The organism is Verrucomicrobiia bacterium (assembly GCA_035946615.1).
Classification (GTDB): Bacteria; Verrucomicrobiota; Verrucomicrobiia; order Limisphaerales; family UBA8199; genus DASYZB01.
In genome coordinates this window covers 51,648-68,977 of sequence record DASYZB010000072.1, presented here as the reverse complement: position 1 = coordinate 68,977, position 17,330 = coordinate 51,648, and the positions used below count along the sequence as shown (strand labels likewise).

Sequence of the window (17,330 nt, the reverse complement as noted above, 5' to 3'; positions counted from 1 at the left end):
GGGCGTTTGTTACTCCTATACGGAGAAACCGCCTCCTTGTTGAGGCTAAAATGCCGGCACCTCCGGGTGTCGCGCCTGCACCGACCGGAACCATTCGAACTTTAACTACATCTCGTCGGTCTGAGGCTCTGCCTCGCTAGGGTTATTCGTATAAAAATTGGCAGGCAACTTGAGCGTCGAAACCTGAACCGCCAACCAGTCCATCAATTTGGCCAAAGGCGCGATCATTCGGTATTAAGCTTCTTCCCCTCGCTATCCGGCAGCCCTGGCTTATGGCGGCTTATCGCTATCACTTCGCCTTTATCATCCTTAATGAATGTCACTTGCGTGCCATACTTTTTGAAGAAGAGAATTGTTTCCGATTCGGGATAAAGATCCAAAGCGCTTTGCCATGCGTTGTCCCGAAAAGCTTGCCAGACTAAATGATCTCCTTTTCGCCGGATAGTCACCTTCGCTCCAGTGTCAAACACGTTATCCGGCACAATTTCGTATTCGCCGATACAGGCATCGAGAAGCTTTGCGTCCAGCTTGATGGCTGTATGCGGTGTCGGCGCTGGAGGGGCCGTTCGTAACGGTTTCCAACATTGCAGGAGGCAACCCAGGAAGATCGCCATGGCGATGTCGCCTTGCAACCGGGACCCGTGGTGGGACGCAAACCAGGCGATGACAATTCCCGAGATCAGGGCGGGCATCAGGACCAGGGTAGAAGCCATGAGGATAAGCGCGGGCCGACTCTGGCTCGCATTGAACCAGAATGCCGCAATCACCGTCACAAGGAGATTCAGCGCGACGAAGCTCCATCGCGGGATGCGGAACCTGCCGAGAATGATTGCCAGGAGGATGGCAACAGGAATGGCGATCTCTAGTAACAGTAGGTTGGGTGTCGCATCGAGCCAACCACCGCGGATGGTGAGCATGAAGGCGGCAGCAACGAAGCCACCGATTAACAGTCCGCGGAATCGAGCCAGTCGCGGAAGCAAATGCGTCAGATAACTTGCCAGCGCGCCCGCTGCCAGCATTGCCAGCATGACGCCAAAGGGTCGCCAGAGCCATGCCGTGGGAGGGGCCGGTGGAGTCTGATGCACCGCGGCGCACGCGGCTTCGACGGCTGCATTCACAAGCACAGGATCAAACCCCTCAAGCACATGATCGGACCAGGGAGAAATCACCAGACGCGCGTCCGTTCGGGTCTTGAGGAGCGCCGGTGTAAAGGTTTCCTCGAACCGGCCTGCCAGGAAAAGCAACGGCGGGGCGTGGTCGCCTAGGACCGGCATGGCGCCAATGGCAATGAAAAGCCGCGGTTTCATTCCCCCTTTCCGCACTGCCTCGCCTCCCGTATAGCCACCCATCGACCAACCCGCAAAAACATCCACCGGACCGACCTCGCGTGCGACCGCCTCCACCGTATGCACGGCTTCCATAAAAGTAAATTTCCGCGGTGACGCTCCGTGCCCCGGTTGGTCAACGCTATAGCAAATAAATCCGGCGGCTGCGAGCGCCTCCCCATAGCGAAAGAGGGTCTCTTTCGAAGCAGCGTATCCATGGGCGAGCAGTGCCACCGGATGCGGTCCCGAGCCAACAGGCATGAACTCAAGCGCAGGCGTCTCTTCGGCGAGCGTCACTTTTTGAATGTGGACGCCAGGCTCAACCCGATGCGAGAGCGCAACGCCGGTGATCAAACAAATGGCGGCGACTCCGGCGATGACCCAGTTCCTCCGCGCGACAAAGCCGGAGACAATTGTATCGATCTCCGGGTGGATCAGCGGCTCGCCTCCGGGGATCGCAACCATTGGGGTGCCGCATTCCTCCGCGGCCGCCCAGCATTGTTCTGGAGTGAGGCGCTGGTTCAAAATGTGGTCGGGGTATTGGATTTTGCCGCACCCGGCGCAAGCGAGATTGCAGCGAAAAAGCGGTTCGAGCATAAGCACGAGCGGGTACTTCTTGCGGCCCTTTAGTTTCTGCGTCAGCACATAGGACGCAACCGTCAACGTTTGTGATATTGGTACCATGCGGGCTTATTAATGAACGACGGTTCATTCATTTGTCAAGCCCTTCCTGAGGGCCAGTTCCGGCCTTGTTTAAACCTTAGGTGCTGATCCCGTCAAGTATCAAGCCAACCAAGGACGAATAGTCGGTTGCCAGATCCGTCAATTCGGGATCGGCGTATTGTCGAATCATCAGGCCCTCCAGCAAGCCCACCATGGCGGCAGCCACGGCGCGGCTGTTCGCATGCTTGTGAAATTCCCCGGAAAGCTTGCCCTTCTCGACCAAGTCCTCAAAATAGGCGCTGTGCCCGCGGTAGGTTTCCGCGAGGGTCTTGCGAACGGTTTTTCCCAACGACGGTGATGATCCCAACGCAAGAAATTGAAACCACAAGCCAAAAGTCCGGCGGTGCTTGATTCCAGAACGCAGGCAGGCGTGGCACGCGCGCTCGAGGAGTTGCCGGGCGGTCAAATGTCCCGCTTTGGCTAGCATGGCCTTTTGGCTCTCGAGCATTCTCGAGGAATATAGCTTGTACATGCTCAGCATGAGCTGTTCCTTGCTTCTAAAATAAAGGTACGCGGTTCCCCTGGCCAAGCCGGCGGCGTCGGCGATATCCGACATTCTACAGTCGTTCAGACCTTTTCTGGCGAACGCCGTCATGGCCGCGTTCATCAGCTTCGACTGCATTCCGCTATCATCACGTTTTTTCGCCATGCACGGATGCTAGTAAAAGCCGAGCGCAATTACGAACCGTGAATGGAACGCTTGGAACGCTTTTCGGCCCCGTTTTAAATCAAACCCCTAAGCGGTTGCAGTCTTGGAGGGTATCGCCGTTTTCTGGGGATGAGCGCTCTTCCGGGTGGGTGTGCCGCTCCAGGATTTCCCGAGCGAGGGTCCCAAAATTGGCCAAGAATTGGCCAAGCACGATTTTCCGGGTTTTGTAGGCAGCGCTCGTTAAGAGCGTAAGTGCTTGATATTCCGCAGCTTTGAAGTGGCGCACCCATCAGGAGTTGAACCTGAAACCTTCTGATCCGTAGTCAGACGCTCTATCCAATTGAGCTATGGGTGCACCCATCGACGAGGCGTCCAAAAGTACAAGCCGGCCAGCACCGGCGCAAGCGCTTATTTGGAACACTCTAACGGCGGTAACGGCGGCCCTTTAATCTCCTTCAGTAAAGCTGGCGGAGACCCTTGGTTGAGAGGATTGATCATCCCGGCCTGGTGGGATTTTTCCATCCAATTAGGGTCCTGAACCCATTGGCGCTATTCAAACCCGCTCCTATTCTTAAAGCGATTTTCGACCCGATGAACGAAGCAATGTACGCGCCCCCGAGGCGGCGCCCGGCAGGCGAGCCGCGCGGCTCTAATAGGTCCGTTCACGCGCATTAATGGTTAAGCTTTTCTATGAATCGAGCAACCATTGCACCCGAAAAAATTCAAGGGGAACCGCAAGTGGCCAGGCGGCCATGCATCCACGAGCTTTTTGAATTGCAGGCCCGCATCAATCCGGAGCGCATTGCCCTGAGTTGCCTCGATGAGAGCCTGACCTACCGCGAGCTGAATGAGCAGGCCAACCAATTAGCTCATTACCTGCGAAAACTCGGCGTTGGCCCAGAGGCGCCGGTAGCGCTGCACCTCGAACGGTCTCTCAAGATGGTGATTGCCATTCTCGGCGTGTTAAAGGCAGGCGGCGCTTATGTGCCCATCGACTTGGCTTATCCCAAGGAGCGGTTGGGATTTATGCTTGAAGATTCCCGAGCCCCCGTGCTGCTGACCCAGGAGAAACTGCGCGGCGCCCTGCCCTCGCGCGCGCCGGCTACAGTCTGTCTCGATTCAGAATGGCGCCAGGTGGAACTGGAATCGAAAGACAATCCACTCGCAAAGGCCTCCAGCGAGAACGCCGCCTATATCATATACACCTCGGGCTCGACGGGAAAACCCAAGGGGGTCATCGTGACGCACCATAATGTCGTGCGCCTGCTGGAGCAAACGGCGCCGTGGTATGGCTTTAATTCAATGGATGTTTGGCCGTTGTTCCACTCCTACGCCTTTGATGTGTCTGTTTGGGAATTATGGGGCGCATTGTTCAACGGTGGCCGGCTGGTGGTCGTGCCCTACCTGGTGACGCGCACCCCGGGCGAATTTTACGAACTGCTGGCCAGGGAGAAAGTAACGGTCCTCAATCAGACTCCTTCGGCGTTCCGGCAGTTGATTTGGGCCGAAGAAACCGCCGCGGCTAAACGCCGGCTTGCATTGCGTTACGTCATCTGCGCCGGAGAAGCCCTCGAACTGCAAAGCATCAAGCCCTGGTTTGCGCGGCATGGGGACCAGGAGCCGAGGGTGGTCAACATGTACGGCATTACGGAGACCACGGTTCATTCCACATACCGCGTGATCCGGAAAGAAGACCTCACCAGCGGTGTGGGCAGCGTCATCGGTGTACCCATCCCCGACCTCGATCTTTATCTGGTCGATGAGGACCTTAAGCCGGTGCCCGCCGGCGTCCCGGGCGAAATCTGCGTCGGCGGCGCCGGGGTCGCGCGTGGTTACTTGAACCGGCCCGATTTAACGGCCAAACGGTTTCTGCCTGACCCATTTTCAGCCCAATCCGGCGCGCGGCTTTATCGCAGTGGCGATTTGGCCCAGGTCAATGCACAAGGTGAATTGGAGTACCTTGGCCGGATGGATCACCAGGTTAAGATACGGGGATTCCGAGTCGAATTGGGTGAGATCGAGTCCGCTTTAAACGCCCATCCGGAAATCCGGGAGAGCGTCGTTATTGCCCAGGACAGCTCGGTGGGGGACAAACGATTGGTGGCCTACGTGGTGCCTGTCGAGTCTCCCCCCAATATCACCGAACTCCGCGAGTACCTGGGTCAAAAAGTGCCGGATTACATGGTGCCGGCCTTTTTCCTCTTCCTCAAGGGGCTTCCGTTGACGACCAATGGCAAAGTGGACCGGCGCGCGTTGCCCAGCCCTGACGGGGCCCGTCCTGAATTGAAGCGCGCGTACGTGGCACCCCGGACGCATGCCGAAGAAACCCTCGCGAGCATCTGGAGCGAAGTCCTCGAAATCCGACCGGTGGGCGTCGAGGACAATTTTTTCGAGTTGGGCGGTGATTCTATCCGAAGCATCCGAATCCTCTCGCTTGCCCAGCAACACGGATGGAAGCTTTCGCTGGAGCATATTTTCCAATATCCGACGGTGGCCGGTCTGGCCAGGCGCGCTGAGGCATCAGGCCACAACGACGGCTTCAAGCCGACCCAGCCCCTGAGCCTGGTTTCGACGGAGGACAAGGCCAAATTGCCCGCTGATGTCGAGGACGCCTACCCGTTGACCCGGCTGCAACTAGGGATGTTTTACTTCAACGAGATAGACCCGCTCTCAGCGATTTATCACGATGTCTTTAGCTACCGGGTGCGGGCCCCATTCGAGGCCAGCACGCTCAAAGAAGCCATCGAACGGCTGGCGGTCCGCCATCCGTTGCTGCGGACTTCATTTCAGCTTGCCGGTTTTAGCGAACCATTACAGTTGGTTCATCGTCGGGTGAGCATCCCCTTCAGCATGGAGGACCTCCGCGGCCTTTCTCCAGCAGAGCAGGACAAACATCTGGGGGATTGGGTGGAATCCGAGAAGCGGCGTCCGTTCAATCGGGCAGTAGCGCCTTTATTCCGTTTCCACGCCCAGCAACGGGAGGACCGGTGTTTTCAGTTCATCATCAGCTTTCACCATGCTTGTCTGGATGGTTGGAGCCTAGCGGCGGTTATCACCGAGATTTTCGAGGAATACGAGGCGCTGCTCAATGGAAAGCAATACACTATTGCTGCCCCGCGCTTGACTTATCGCGACTTCGTTGCTTTGGAACAACAGGCGAGCGGTTCCGAGGTCTCCCGCTCTTTTTGGAAAGAAAAACTCGAAGGCGCCGCGCCGCAGCAATTGCCCCGGCGGCCAAAACCCATGCGCGCCGGCGGCCACGAACAAAAGCGCGGCCCCGAGATTCACGTCGAGGAGCGCATCTTTAGCGGGTTGAAGGCCCTGGCGCAAATGGCCGGAGTCCCACTCAAGACGGTGCTGCTGGCGGCGCACCAGCGCGTGATGGCGGCCCTTTACGGCCAGGCCGACGTGACTAGCGGCTTGATTTGCAATGGCCGGCCCGAGGAAGTGGATGGCGAGAAGTTAGTGGGCCTTTTCCTCAACAACCTGCCCCTGCGCCAAAAACTTCAAGGCGGGACCTGGCTCGACCTGGTAAAACAAACCTTTGCGGGGGAAATCGAAATCGTCTCGCATCGGCGCTTTCCTCTGTCGGAAATCCAGAAGCTGATTGGCGGACAACCGCTGTTTGAGACGGCCTTTGATTTTGTTCATTTCCATGTCTATAAGGCTCTCAGCCATCTGCGGGATTTAGACTTGGCGGAGGGCCATTACTTCGAGGCCAACAACCTGACCACCTACACGACCTTCATGCTCGATGTCACCTCGACGCATCTCGAGTTGCACATCGATTATGACCCCAACGCGCTCTGCAGGGAGCAGGTTGAACAAATCAGCCATTACTACATTCGGACACTCGAAGCCATGGCGGCCAGTCCGTCCAGCCGTTATGAACTGTTCTCGCCGCTCTCGAACCAAGAGACGACGCGGCTGCTTGATGAATGGAATGCGACCACTCAGGAGTACCCGCGTGACCAAAGGATTCATGAGCTCTTCCAGCAGCGGGCGCAGGAGAATCCTGGCGCTACGGCGCTGGTGTTTGAAAACGAAAAGCTCACCTATCGCGAACTGGATGAGCGGAGCGATCGTCTCGCGCGGCGGCTAAAGGACCTGAACGTCGGGCCCGAGACATTAGTGGGCCTGTGCGTTGAGCGGTCGGCGGAAATGGTGACGGCCTTGCTGGCTATCCTCAAGGCGGGTGCTGCGTATGTTCCGCTGGACCCAACCTATCCCGCAGACCGCCTCGCCTTCATGCTCGAAGACTCTCAGGCGCCGGTGCTCGTTACCCAACAAAAGCTACTGCCAATTCTGCCCCAAACAAACGCTCAGGTGCTCTGCTTGGATAGGCCGGAATCACCACCCAATCGCCGATTGCCCAGCAGCCAGGGTTCTCGAGCTGATGCCGCCCGGTCGCCGCTGGCCTATGTCATTTATACTTCAGGCTCAACGGGCAAGCCCAAGGGTGTGGAAATCGAGCACCATTCGGTGGTCAACTTGCTGGTTTCGGCTGCCAGAACAGCCGGGATAACTGCAGCAGACAACCTGCTGGCTGTTACAACCCTTTCCTTCGATATCGCGGCCCTTGAATTATTCATGCCCTTGGTACTGGGCGCGCAGTTGACCGTTGCCAGTCGCGACACAGCAGGGGACGGCACGAGACTGGCCGCCTTAATCCAAGCCAACGGCGCCACGGTCATGCAGGCCACCCCCGCCACCTGGCGGTTGTTGCTCGAAGCCGGTTGGGCTGGCAACAAGAACCTCAAAATTTTCTGCGGCGGTGAGGCCCTCAAACGCAGCCTGGCCGACGAACTGCTTAGCCACGCCAAAGAGGTCTGGAATTTCTATGGGCCCACCGAAACAACCATTTGGTCCACGGCCTGGAAAGTGGCTCGAGAAGGCCCAATCCTCATCGGCAGGCCACTGGCAAACACGCAGCTTCATATCCTCGACCCGCACCAAAACCTCGTGCCGCTCGGGGCTGCGGGCGAGTTGCACATCGGCGGGGAGGGCCTGGCGCGCGGGTACCTAAATCGGCCCGAGTTGACCCTGGAAAGGTTCGTTGCAAACCCGTTTGTGAAGGAAGGGGCAGATCGTCTTTATAAAACCGGGGATTTGGCCCGACGCATGCCGGATGGGCAGGTTGAGTGCCTTGGCCGCATGGACCACCAGGTGAAGATTCGCGGGTTCCGCATCGAATTGGGCGAAGTCGAAACGGTGTTGCGCCAGCACAGCGGGATTGCCGATGCCCTGGTCACAGCTCGGGAAGATTCATTGGGCGAAAAACGCCTCATTGGGTACGTCATCAGCAGGAACGGGCCGCCGTCAAACGCCGAACTGCGCGATTTTATCAAAACCAAACTGCCGCTCTATATGGTGCCGGCACAGTTTGTTGCCCTCCAGGAATTTCCTCTCACTCCGAATGGGAAAATTGATTTGCGCCGTTTGCCTGAGCCCAAAGGCGCGGTCGAGACCGCGAAGGCTTATGTAGCGCCCCGCAATTCGGATGAGCAAACCCTGGCCGGAATTTGGCAGGAGGTCCTCATGCTGGCGCAGGTCGGTATCGACGATAACTTCTTCGAATTGGGTGGGGATTCCCTCTCCGCCACGCGGGCCTTTGCGCGCATCAACAGAGCTTTCGGCAGCAGCCTGACTCTGCGGGAAATGCTCGAACGCCCGACTATCCGCTCTCTGGGCGATACAGTTGCCCAAAACAAAAGCGCCCGCTCGATGCGCGCCGCCCCCATCCCTCGCCAACCTCGCCGCAGGGTGTGATGCAGTAAGCCACCTTCCTCCTCGTCGTAATCCTCGATTTTCCAGGATTTCGAGGACGAGGACGAGGACGAAGGGAAAGCCGGCGTTCTCAAAACACGCTTTTAGTCTTGGTCCGTCTTTGGGTGGTTGACACTCCGGTTAATGTATATCGAAAGTGCAATTAATTAAGCCGCCAGACAGTTTTTATGTTTCCGCCGCGATGGGCTGGATAGGGTTGGGCAATATCACCGAAGCAAAGGCTGAACTGGCGCGTCTGGGCCTGGACTTACAATCCCATCCGGATGTATTGGAGGTGCGTTGGATGATCTGCGCCGAGGAGAAGTCCTGGGAGGAAGCGTTGCGAATCGCCCAGGCCCTGCTCGCGGCCGCTCCCGAGCGTTGCACCGGCTGGCTGCACCAGGCCTATGCCTTGCGCCGCGTTCCCGGCGGGAGCATCAAACGAGCCTGGGATGCGTTGCTCCCGGCCTTTGACAAGTTTCCCAAGGAAGCCACCATTTGCTTTAATCTCTCCTGCTATGCCTGCCAGTTGGGCCTGTTGGATGCCGCGCGGATTTGGTTCAAACGCGCGCGAGTCATCGGGGGCAGCGAATGCATGAAAAAGCAGGCCCTCGATGACCCGGATATGGCGCCGCTTTGGGACGAAATCCGCGGGGGTTAGGGTGTCTCGATCACACGAAAAAAGCGGGTCAGTGCGCCGTTGGTAGTTGTAAAGCGGTAAGAACTGCCAGGGATATTGGTGCTCAGAACCGCGCTGGTATTGGTCGTCCAGGCAGCGCCGAGTTGATCGACCTGTAGCAGTTTGAATTTGCCGCTCGGGCCGGAATTGACTGCAAAGTCTAAAAGCACCTGGTTATTCGCCAGCACCGGCGCGCTCAGGGTAAGGACCTGCGCCAGGGCATTGGAAATCACCGTGACTTGATCGACTGGACCCCACTCGAGCGGGGAGTCTGTAAAAATGACGGCACGCGCTTCGAGCGTGAAGCCGCCGGTTTGCCCAGGGTCCCAGTCGAAATTGGTCGAGCCAGTTGTGTAAATGACGGACCCGGTCAACTGGTCGGTATTGGTGATGACGAGATTACGGATGCACCAGCCGACATAATTAAGCGCGCCCGGGTAGTAATTGCCGCCGCTGAAATCATAATTGAACCGCAGGAGGACGGCTTGTCCGGCATAGTTCGAGAGCGGAAGGCTGTGTTGGTTAAAAGAAGTTTCAACCTCGATGTTCGCGCCTGCGAGGGTATAAACATCCCGCCAGGTCACCCCGCCATCAGTGGACACCTGAGCGCGGGCCGTTTCGCCGGTGGTCGCGAAGCCGAGCATGCTGCTGAAGCTGGCGACAGTATTGGCTCTGGGAAACAGCACCTCGTTTAATTGCAAGAGTTGCGGGGTCAGTTCGCTGGTATCCGGATGCGCCAAGTGAAAGCAGTTGCCCAAACCGTCAAAGGAGTTAGTGATGATTGGGTAATCCGGCGCCGGAGTCATCGTGAAGTTCACTAATCCGTTTTGGACATCGTCGCTCAGGTTGCCGGCAGCGCGCGTGGAAACTCGCCATTGATAACTCGTCGCATTCGAGTTGTTTACAGACTGGCAGAAATAGAGATTCGTCATGCTGGCGATGGGCTGCGATGGCCCGCTGATCACCGGGGCAACGTAATCCGGACCGGCAACAGCCGGGTCAAAGAGCGTCACGTGGTAGGAGATGCTGAAACTCGAGGTACCCACTTTGATATTGCTCACCGTAACGTTATAGACGGTATCGTTGCCGTTGAATGGGAACACGGAAGACTCGGTCGTTGGGTCCAGTCCCATGGGCACCCAGACCAGCGTGTTTTCGCCGTACCCGTTTGTATAGGGCTGCAAGGAGACTGCCACGCTGACGCCGTTGCTGGTCATGGCCACCGTTGAGGCGCTGAGGTTCGCGTTCGACAAAGCGAACGACCATTGCGGATAAACCACCTGGTAAGGGACAAAACCCTCCGGAGGCCAGCAGACATAGGGCTGGCGGGTCGCTGGGCGGGGTCCAAAGAGATTCGCATCAAATACCCAGGTGGTGTTTGCGGCATTATAGCTGCCGGCCGCCGGCACGTCCCCGGTGCCCATCACCTGGGTTTGCGGGTACAAGAGCCATCGGCGATGTCCTACTTCAGAATTGTTCGCGCCAAAATCCCAGATGTAACCGGTGATCGAATCCGCGCCGTCGGAGCCCAAAGCGATGTTTGAATTGGAGGCCGCATGGGCCCCCCCGCCGGTGTAGCAACTCCAGGAAGTCGGCGGGAAATGGCTTAGGTTGTCGTTGGCCGACATCATCACGGCCCCTTGCTGGTTATAAACGTTATTGCTGGCGTTCAAGGCGATGACCGCCGGCACACCTCCCATCGCACGAAACCAGTTGATGCGGCGCAAGACCGCATCCTGGAAAGCCGGCGAGTTGGTTCCTGGAATGCAGTTGGCCACGTCCGCTGTGGTATCTATCGGCACATTGTCGGACGCGGGATAGATGGCGTTAAAAAACGAGCGCACCTGCTCACGCGAGTCGGTAGTCACAGTAAATCCGCCGGTGGCGCTCTTGATGGTCGGGGTTCCACCGGGCAACCCGGCTACATCCTGCGGCGCGCGGGGCGGTTCGCCCAAAATCAGGTTGGCGGTAGAAAGTCGAGGGAGGGCGAATGATACCAGCAGAAGAGCTGGCAAAGCGCGGCGGAGATACGCTGTTGGCATGTTAAATCAGGTTCGTCACTGGAACGGCAAAGCTATGCCCGGAACGAGGGATAGAGTCAAAAAGAAAGCGGCAATCAGACGGCTATCCGATTCCCTGATTTACCGCAGACGGAATCCGCCCTGGAACACTACCTCGGCTACCGTAACGGCCAGGAACACACAGCTTACCACGGCATTCAAGCGGAAAAAGGCCACATTAATCCAAGCCAGGCTGCGGCGCCGGGCAATCCAATGTTCGAGCACAAGGCACCCCACGATAATGAACCACCCCACCACGAACGCGATGCGAAATCGGCAAAGGATTCCGAACGCCAAGAGAAAGCCGCACATAAACATGTGCGCGAGAAATGCGGCTTTCAAAGCATTGGCGGGCCCCCAGGCGACCACCAACGAGCGCGAGCCATGAGCGCGGTCGAACTCGTAATCCTGCAAAGCGTAGATGATGTCAAAGCCGACCAGCCACAACACGACAGCGGCTGCCAGAACCAGCATTTGAACAATATCGAGCAGCGCCAGATGCCCGCCCTTGACTGCCAGCCATGCTCCCACTGGGGCCAGTGCCAGCGCAACACCCAGGTAAACGTGCGTATAATCGGTAAAGCGTTTGGTGAGTGAATAGAAACAAATCACCAATAACGCCAGAGGCGACAGGTAAAAGCAGAGGCGGTTGAGAAAAAAACTCGCGGCAACCAAGCCGGCCGCTGCCAGCACACACAGGCAAACGGCCCCAGCCAGACTGACTTGGCCGGCCGGCAGGTGGCGCCTGGCCGTGCGCGGGTTGAGCGCATCGAATTTGCGGTCCACGATTCGATTGAAGGCCATGGCGCAAGTGCGCGCGCAGACCATCGCCGCCAGGATGAGTCCAAAAACCCGTCCGCCAGGCCAACCCCGGTTATCCCGAGCCGCAACCACCATGGCGGCCAGCGCAAAAGGAAGAGCAAAGGCCGTATGGGAAAACTTAACAAACCCAGCCCATTTGCGCACCACGGCTGCAGGGGATTGTTGGGCGGCTGCGGTCACATTTCCTCCTGACCCCACCTGCCGACGAGCTGATGCGCGACCCCTAAATGGTCCAACACCCGCGCCACCACCGTGTCGGCCACTTGCTCGACAGTTTGGGGGCGGGAATAAAAGGAAGGATTGGCCGGAAGAATGAGCGCCCCGGCCAGGAGCAGCAACTCGATATTTCGGATATGAACCAGGTTGAGCGGGGCCTCGCGCGGGACCAGTATCAACTTCCGCTTTTCCTTTAACACGACGTCGGCTGCCCGCAGCAGAGCATCTTCGCTGGAGCCGTGGGCGATGCGCCCCAAGGTGCCCATGCTGCAAGGAATGACTACCATGGCGTCCGGTGGATTGGAGCCGCTGGCGAATGGGGCGTTCATGCTCTTGAGGTTGTGCGAGCGAACACCCGGCGGCAAACGCAAGCCATCAGCTAATTCCTCGGCAATGACGGTATGGGCGTAATTGCTCAGAATCACGTGGACCTCGTGCTGGGCGGGGTCAAGATTATCGAGCAGCCGCTGGGCATAAAGCGCGCCGCTGGCCCCTGTAATCGCAACCAGAAATCTCATTAGGCAAAGGATGATGGATGAAAGATGAAGGATGAAGCCTAAACTGAAGTGTTCAACACTTCCTCCTTTCCCAATCGCGTTTTGTTGGGCAAACTGCGTCCGCGTGTGGAGAGTTGCGAGAGCGCTGGCAGGTCTGTTGGCTATTGGTTTGGCGGGATGCACGAGCAGTTCCCATCCGAATGTGGCCCATGTGCCGGACTGGGAAGATGGAAATGCCCTATCTGCCCGGAACACCCCTTCAGCTTCCAATGGCTTCCAAGTCCATTCTCAATCAAACCTCCCGTTCTCTTCACAAACCACCAGCACAGCAACCTCCACCAAGTCTTCCGCGGAATCCTGGATTCCGCTCGCGCGCTGGGCGCATGAGAACACCTGGGCTAATATCGTCTCGCTGGGCACGGCCTCGGCGCCCAGTTTCGCCGTTCATTCGAGTAACGGCGTGCTGGTTCTGAGCGCAGGGAATGTGGTCGCGCACTGGAACGGGATTGAACTGCACCTGGGCTTTGCTCCGCAAATGATTAATGAGGAGCCGTTCATCCATGCAGTCGATTTGAACAAAACCATTCTTCCCCTTTTAAAGACGCCCCCGGAGGCGAGTGGTCCGGATAACCCGGTGATTGTCATCGATCCGGGGCATGGGGGCGAGAATGCCGGCACCAAGAGCGTTTTGAACGAACAATACGAGAAAGAGTTCACTCTCGATTGGGCATTGCGCCTGCAGAAGCTCCTTGCGGCCCGTGGTTGCCGCGTCTGGCTGACGCGCTCCAATGATATGGACCTGGCCATATCCAATCGCGTGGCGTTTGCCGCCAGCCACAAAGCGGATTTGTTCCTTAGTCTGCATTTCAATTCCGCTGCTCCCAACCAAAATGAGGCCGGGCTGGAGACCTATTGCCTCACCCCGCCTGGTATGCCATCGAGCATCACGCGCGGGTACATGGACCAAACCGATGCGGTCTTTCCCAATAACGCCTTTGACGAGCAGAACCTTCTTTTTGCGGCTCGAATCCACGGAGCATTGTTACAGGTCAACGGCCACCTGGATCGCGGGGTGCGCCGCGCGCGCTTCCTGGGGGTGCTCCGGGGACAGCAGTGCCCTGCGATTCTGATTGAAGCGGGTTACCTGTCGAACCCTGAGGAAGCCCGGCTGATTGCCGAGGCCGATTACCGGCAAAAGCTGGCAGAGGCCGTCGCCGGTGTTTTGTTAATCAGCCCCAGCCACGATCGGCTCAACAGCGGCCCATCGCCCGGAGCGGCTCATCGCGTGCCGGGTCATCGCGGGTGTGCCAAGGCATGCCAAGAAAAGTCAGCGGGACACATTTCTTGCTCCTGCTCTTCCTCGCTCGGTACTCCCCCGACAATCGAGCAAGAGCAAGAGCAAGAGCAGGAGCAGGAGCAGGAGCAGGAGCAGGGGAGGGCGCTGTTCATGGCAGATGGGTCAAAACAAGAGCCTCGCAGCCGCATTTTCGGCATCGCATTTGCTCCGCTTTTTAGTCCGTGTGGCAAATGCCGGTAACTCAACAATGATCTTGTGACCATGAAAACCGCCAAAAACCTGGCCAAAACTTATCTGTTCGTCCTCCTGACCCTCCCGGTTAGCGCGGACGCGCAATCCCGCGACAAATCCCAGACACCCCTTCGCGCCAGTGTCGGCGAGGTGAGCGACAACCGCACCACGGGCGCTTTTAATTCCGAGTGCAAAATCGAACTGAAATTCACCGGCGACCCTGCGGCCGATGCCGGCAGCGTCAGACGTGTCCGCGTCACTGAGGCCACCGACGAACTGGGCCGCGACCTCATCATCAAAAACGAGGACGAGTTGTCTTCCGCCTCGTTCAACTCAGGGCATTCGAGCGGCGCCCTCAAGACTGACGTGAAGCTGCGCAATCCTTCCCGGAATGCCACGACCATCAAAATCATCAAGGGCGAGGTCGAGCTGTTCAACCCCACGGAAGCCAATGGCGGGCTGCTGACTATCAAGAACGTCCTGCAACACCCCGCCGAGCCAATCCGCAACCCTGGCCTGGCAAAACTCGGCATCCAGGTGATGTACCTTACCAAGGAAACTTACGAAGCCAAAAAAAAAGAAATTGACCAAAAAGCTGCCGGCGATCCTGCCGGGCAAAAGCTGGCCGAGGCCTTTGGCGGCTTGTTTAAGGGCATGTTCGGAGGAATGATGTCCGATTCTAAAAACTCAATTCAACTCTACATCCAGGACCCGCAAAAGCGCGTCATGGACCTGAAGTTTATCGACGGACAGGGCAAGCCCTTGAAGAGCCGCGAGCGCTGGAGTTCCGGCGATTTCAACACCACCGGCCTCGACGCGCCGCCGCCGCAGGACACCCAGTTGGTTATCCAGCTCGCCACGCCTGAGTCCGTCAAGTCCTACCCCTTTGTGGTCGAGAACATCCCTCTGCCGTAAGTGGGCAGTCGTTTGAAGCGGTTCATCGGCTGTTTTGCGCTGCAGCCGGAACACAATATAGCGCCAGGGCATCCGCTTGACCGCCCCTTACCCCCGGTTTAAAGTCTTCTCATTACAGGGGAGCCAACCGGCTGCCGGTGTATCCGGAGCAAAGGCTGAGAGTGCTGTGCGGGAGCCCGGCAGACCCGTCGAACCTGATCCAGGTAATGCTGGCGAAGGGACAGTACTTCACCACGCCCTGGCTGGTTCCGTTAGTTCAGAAATCCTTTATCATTTATGAGCCAGACCAGCACGCTGCCTTCCAGCAGGGAACCCTTGCCTCGTTCGCGCAGGATTTACATCTCAGGCAAAATCCATCCCTCCGTCCAGGCCCCTTTGCGCGAGGTGGGCATGAGCGCCGTCGGCAAAAGCAACGGCGCGCCTGCACCCGCTCAATACGTGCGCTTGTACGATTGCTCGGGCCCCTGGGGCGACCCCGCATTCGAAGGCGATGTTCTTCACGGCCTGCCGCCGCTGCGCCGGCGCTGGATTCTGGACCGCGCCGATGTCGAGGAGGTCGAGCCCTCCTATCGGCCCATCCCCGGGCGTTCCGATGCGCCCTTGCCACCCTCACTGCGCCGCAAAGCCCTTCGGGCGCGCAGCGGCAACGTCGTTACCCAACTCGAATATGCCCGCCGGGGAATGATCACGCCCGAAATGGAATTCATTGCCCTGCGCGAGAACCTCGGACGCGAACGTCCGGCCTCTGGCTTCTCGAAGCCGATGCCGGGTTATCGTCCGCTGGGCGGTGAATCGTTCGGGGCCGCTATCCCGGAACAAATCACGCCGGAATTTGTGCGGGCCGAAGTCGCCCGCGGCCGTGCCATCATCCCCGCCAACATCAACCATCCCGAATCCGAGCCGATGATCATTGGGCGCAATTTCCTGGTAAAAATAAACGCCAACATCGGCAACTCGGCGGTGGCGTCGAGCATCGAGGAGGAGGTCGAAAAGATGCGCTGGGCCTCCAAATGGGGCGCCGACACCGTGATGGACCTTTCCACGGGCAAAAACATCCACGAAACCCGCGAATGGATTCTACGCAATTCACCCGTGCCCATCGGCACCGTTCCCATTTACCAGGCGCTCGAAAAGGTCGATGGCAAGGCCGAGGAATTGACCTGGGAGATTTACCGGGACACGCTGATCGAGCAGGCCGAACAAGGGGTGGATTATTTCACAGTGCATGCGGGCGTCCTGCTGCGCTATGTGCCGCTAACGGCGCGCAGGGTAACGGGCATCGTGTCGCGCGGCGGCTCGATTATGGCCAAGTGGTGTCTGGCCCATCACCAGGAGAGCTTTCTCTACACCCACTTCCGCGAGATTTGCGAGGTCATGCGCGCTTACGACGTGAGCTTCAGTCTCGGCGATGGCCTCCGCCCCGGGTCGATTGCCGATGCCAACGACGAGGCCCAATTCGCCGAACTGCGCACGCAGGGTGAGTTGACGAAGATAGCGTGGGAAATGGGCTGCCAGGTCATGAACGAGGGTCCGGGCCATATCCCCATGCACCTGATCAAAGAGAACATGGACAAGCAACTCGCCTGGTGCGATGAGGCCCCGTTCTATACCCTCGGCCCCCTCACGACTGATATCGCGCCCGGCTACGACCATATCACCAGCGCCATCGGCGCCGCGATGATCGGCTGGTACGGCTGCGCCATGCTCTGCTATGTGACCCCCAAAGAGCACCTGGGCTTGCCCAACAAAAAGGATGTCAAAGACGGAGTCATTGCCTACAAAATCGCCGCCCATGCCGCAGACCTTGCCAAAGGGCATCCTTCCGCCCGCCAGCGCGATGACGCCTTGAGCCAGGCCAGGTTCGAGTTCCGCTGGGAAGACCAGTTTAACCTCAGCCTCGACCCGGTCACAGCGCGCGAGTTTCACGATGAAACTCTGCCCCAGGAAGCGGCCAAGGTCGCCCATTTCTGCAGCATGTGCGGCCCGCATTTCTGCTCGATGAAGATCACCGAGGAGGTGCGCCAATACGCCGCCTCCCAGGGCCTCAGCGACGCCGCCGCCATCCAGCATGGCCTTGAAGAAAAGGCCCAGGAATTCCTCGAAAAAGGCGCCGAAGTTTACAATCCCGGCTAATCCGTGTTGTGTCACGT

The 17,330-nt window shown here is 58.2% G+C and carries 10 protein-coding genes, 1 tRNA gene, 1 pseudogene and 1 riboswitch; of the genes and pseudogenes, 5 read left to right on the top strand and 7 right to left on the bottom strand.

Going from position 1 to position 17,330, the window contains the following annotated elements; all coding sequences use genetic code 11:
* Positions 1-224: 224 nt before the first annotated feature.
* From VG146_10840 to VG146_10825, 4 genes and pseudogenes are all read right to left on the bottom strand, one after another.
* Complete coding sequence (locus VG146_10840; GenBank protein ID HEV2392843.1) at positions 225-1,586, bottom strand: alpha/beta fold hydrolase; 1,362 nt, start codon at positions 1,584-1,586, stop codon at positions 225-227.
* Between the two features lie 117 nt (positions 1,587-1,703).
* Positions 1,704-2,009 (bottom strand): annotated as a pseudogene (locus VG146_10835) (hopanoid biosynthesis associated radical SAM protein HpnH).
* A 76-nt stretch (positions 2,010-2,085) separates the two neighbouring features.
* Complete coding sequence (locus tag VG146_10830; GenBank protein ID HEV2392842.1) at positions 2,086-2,697, bottom strand: TetR/AcrR family transcriptional regulator; 612 nt, start codon at positions 2,695-2,697, stop codon at positions 2,086-2,088.
* Between the two features lie 278 nt (positions 2,698-2,975).
* A tRNA-Arg gene (locus tag VG146_10825) sits at positions 2,976-3,052 on the bottom strand.
* A 335-nt stretch (positions 3,053-3,387) separates the two neighbouring features.
* On the opposite strand from VG146_10825, the gene VG146_10820 reads away from it, so the two are divergent.
* Together VG146_10820 and VG146_10815 are read left to right on the top strand one after the other, a co-directional pair.
* The gene (locus VG146_10820) at positions 3,388-8,466 is read left to right on the top strand and encodes an amino acid adenylation domain-containing protein (GenBank protein ID HEV2392841.1); all 5,079 of its coding nucleotides are present in this window, start codon (positions 3,388-3,390) and stop codon (positions 8,464-8,466) included.
* A gap of 154 nt (positions 8,467-8,620) precedes the next feature.
* Positions 8,621-9,124 carry a tetratricopeptide repeat protein gene (locus VG146_10815; GenBank protein HEV2392840.1) on the top strand — a complete coding sequence of 168 codons (504 nt, stop codon included), beginning with the start codon at positions 8,621-8,623 and terminating at the stop codon, positions 9,122-9,124.
* Here the strand turns inward: VG146_10815 and VG146_10810 are convergent.
* From VG146_10810 to VG146_10800, 3 genes are all read right to left on the bottom strand, one after another.
* Positions 9,121-11,184 carry a CAP domain-containing protein gene (locus tag VG146_10810; protein ID HEV2392839.1) on the bottom strand — a complete coding sequence of 688 codons (2,064 nt, stop codon included), beginning with the start codon at positions 11,182-11,184 and terminating at the stop codon, positions 9,121-9,123. The genes VG146_10815 and VG146_10810 overlap by 4 nt on opposite strands.
* A gap of 99 nt (positions 11,185-11,283) precedes the next feature.
* A complete protein-coding gene (locus tag VG146_10805; GenBank protein HEV2392838.1) occupies positions 11,284-12,204 on the bottom strand; it encodes a UbiA-like polyprenyltransferase in 921 nt (306 codons plus the stop codon).
* On the bottom strand, positions 12,201-12,758 hold the full coding sequence (locus VG146_10800; GenBank protein ID HEV2392837.1) for a UbiX family flavin prenyltransferase: 558 nt from the start codon (positions 12,756-12,758) through the stop codon (positions 12,201-12,203). The genes VG146_10805 and VG146_10800 overlap by 4 nt, the downstream gene beginning before the upstream one ends.
* Before the next feature lie 103 nt (positions 12,759-12,861).
* On the opposite strand from VG146_10800, the gene VG146_10795 reads away from it, so the two are divergent.
* The 3 genes from VG146_10795 (at position 12,862) to thiC (ending at position 17,313) form a co-directional block, all read left to right on the top strand.
* A complete protein-coding gene (locus VG146_10795; GenBank protein ID HEV2392836.1) occupies positions 12,862-14,274 on the top strand; it encodes an N-acetylmuramoyl-L-alanine amidase in 1,413 nt (470 codons plus the stop codon).
* A gap of 21 nt (positions 14,275-14,295) precedes the next feature.
* Positions 14,296-15,180, top strand: coding sequence for a hypothetical protein (locus VG146_10790; GenBank protein ID HEV2392835.1), 885 nt, complete (start codon positions 14,296-14,298; stop codon positions 15,178-15,180).
* Between the two features lie 106 nt (positions 15,181-15,286).
* Positions 15,287-15,420, top strand: a riboswitch (TPP riboswitch).
* Positions 15,421-15,456: 36 nt separating this feature from the next.
* On the top strand, positions 15,457-17,313 hold the full coding sequence (gene thiC, locus VG146_10785; protein ID HEV2392834.1) for a phosphomethylpyrimidine synthase ThiC: 1,857 nt from the start codon (positions 15,457-15,459) through the stop codon (positions 17,311-17,313).
* Positions 17,314-17,330: the final 17 nt, after the last annotated feature.

Coding starts and splice junctions, on each gene's coding strand:
- thiC (HEV2392834.1), top strand. CDS start 15,457: ATGAGCCAGACCAGCACGCTGCCTTCCAGCAGGGAACCCTTGCCTCGT.
- VG146_10830 (HEV2392842.1), bottom strand. CDS start 2,697: ATGGCGAAAAAACGTGATGATAGCGGAATGCAGTCGAAGCTGATGAAC.
- VG146_10820 (HEV2392841.1), top strand. CDS start 3,388: ATGAATCGAGCAACCATTGCACCCGAAAAAATTCAAGGGGAACCGCAA.
- VG146_10840 (HEV2392843.1), bottom strand. CDS start 1,586: ATGCCTGTTGGCTCGGGACCGCATCCGGTGGCACTGCTCGCCCATGGA.
- VG146_10790 (HEV2392835.1), top strand. CDS start 14,296: ATGAAAACCGCCAAAAACCTGGCCAAAACTTATCTGTTCGTCCTCCTG.
- VG146_10800 (HEV2392837.1), bottom strand. CDS start 12,758: ATGAGATTTCTGGTTGCGATTACAGGGGCCAGCGGCGCGCTTTATGCC.
- VG146_10810 (HEV2392839.1), bottom strand. CDS start 11,184: ATGCCAACAGCGTATCTCCGCCGCGCTTTGCCAGCTCTTCTGCTGGTA.